Raw genomic sequence first — 1369 nt, 5'->3', positions numbered from 1 at the left:
CTTCACCAGGCCGACGAGCCGATCGCGCTGTGGGAGCGGACCGAGGAGACGGACGGCGGGCAGCAGCCGCCGCCGTTCTGGGCCTTCGCGTGGGCGGGCGGTCAGGCGCTGGCCCGGTTCGTGCTGGACTCGCCCGAGCTGGTGGCCGGGCGCACCGTGCTGGACCTGGCGACCGGGTCGGGGCTGGTGGCCATCGCCGCCGCTCTGGCCGGGGCCTCCTCGGTCACCGCGAACGACATCGACGCGCGGGCGCTGACCGCGGCGCGGGCGAACGCCGCCGCCAATGCCGTCTCGCTGGAGCTGGCCGGCGGCGATCTGCTCCGGTCCGACCCGGCCTTCGACGTCGTGCTGGCCGGGGACGTCTGTTACAGCCGGGAGATGGCGGGGCGGGTGGTGCCGTTCCTGCGCCGGGCCGCCGAGCGAGGGTCGCTGGTGCTGCTCGGCGACCCCGGGCGCGCGTATCTGCCCGACGGGCTGGTCTCCCGGGCGGTGTACGAGGACGTACCCGTGTCATTCGCCTTGGAAAGCGTGCCCGCCCGCCGGATCACGGTCTGGCAGGTGGAGTCCTAGGCTGCGCGCATGGTGATCGACGCCTTCCTGTCCACTGCCGCCACCGTTTCCGCCCTGCTGCGTTCGCCGCTGGTCGCCGAGAAGTGGGACGAGCCCAGCGTGCTGCCCGAGTTCCGGGTCGGTCCGCTGGCCGGCCACCTCGCCCGGGCGGTCTTCACCACCGAGGGCTACCTGACGGCCGAGATGCCGCCGGGCGCCACGATGACCGACGCCGTCGGATATCTGAGCATGCTCTGGACGCTGACGGCGCAGGACAACGCGCAGATCGTGGAGCGCGGCTCGGTGGACGCCGGCACCGGCCAGGAGGATCTGGTCGCCCGGTACGACGCGGCGGTCGCGCGGCTGGCCACGGCGCTGCCCGCGCTGCCCGAGCAGCGGCCGATGCCGATGCGGGCGGGCCTGGTGCTGCCGCTGCGGGACTGCCTGACGACCCGCCTGCTCGAGCTGCTGGTGCACGCCGACGACCTGGCGCTCAGCCTCGGCGTGCCCACCCCGGACTTCGACGACGAGGCCGCCGACCTGGTGGTGGCGCTGCTGGCCCGATTCGCCCGCCGGCGGCACGGCACCCCGGCGTTGCTGCGCGCCTTCACCCGGGCCGAACGCGCCCCGTCGTCGGTCGCCGCGTTCTAGAGGTTGTCCCGGAGCAGCTCGAGGAGCCCGAAGCCGTCCTCGACGGTGACGTCCGGGGCCGGCCAGGCGGGCGCGTCCACGCGGTCGGTGAGCTGGGACCGCATCGGGATCGCGTGGGCGACGTCGGCGAGAATGGCGCAGTCCTCAGCGCGCCGGCGTCTGTCGCGGT

At 74.6% G+C, this 1369-nt stretch carries 2 protein-coding genes; both read left to right on the top strand.

Going from position 1 to position 1369, the window contains the following annotated elements; all coding sequences use genetic code 11:
• Positions 1-570, top strand: a 570-nt coding sequence (locus tag AB0M20_RS43725) for a 50S ribosomal protein L11 methyltransferase (protein ID WP_364307414.1), incomplete at its 5' end; no start/stop codon positions are given.
• 9 nt (positions 571-579) lie between these two features.
• On the top strand, positions 580-1200 hold the full coding sequence (locus AB0M20_RS43720) for a maleylpyruvate isomerase N-terminal domain-containing protein (RefSeq protein WP_364307412.1): 621 nt from the start codon (positions 580-582) through the stop codon (positions 1198-1200).
• Positions 1201-1369 lie beyond the last annotated feature (169 nt).

This window comes from Actinoplanes sp. NPDC051633, assembly GCF_040681735.1.
Lineage (GTDB): Bacteria > Actinomycetota > Actinomycetes > Mycobacteriales > Micromonosporaceae > Actinoplanes.
The sequence above is the reverse complement of the archived record's forward strand: the minus strand, read 5'-3'. Positions and strand labels throughout refer to the sequence as shown.

Coding starts and splice junctions, on each gene's coding strand:
- AB0M20_RS43720 (WP_364307412.1), top strand. CDS start 580: ATGGTGATCGACGCCTTCCTGTCCACTGCCGCCACCGTTTCCGCCCTG.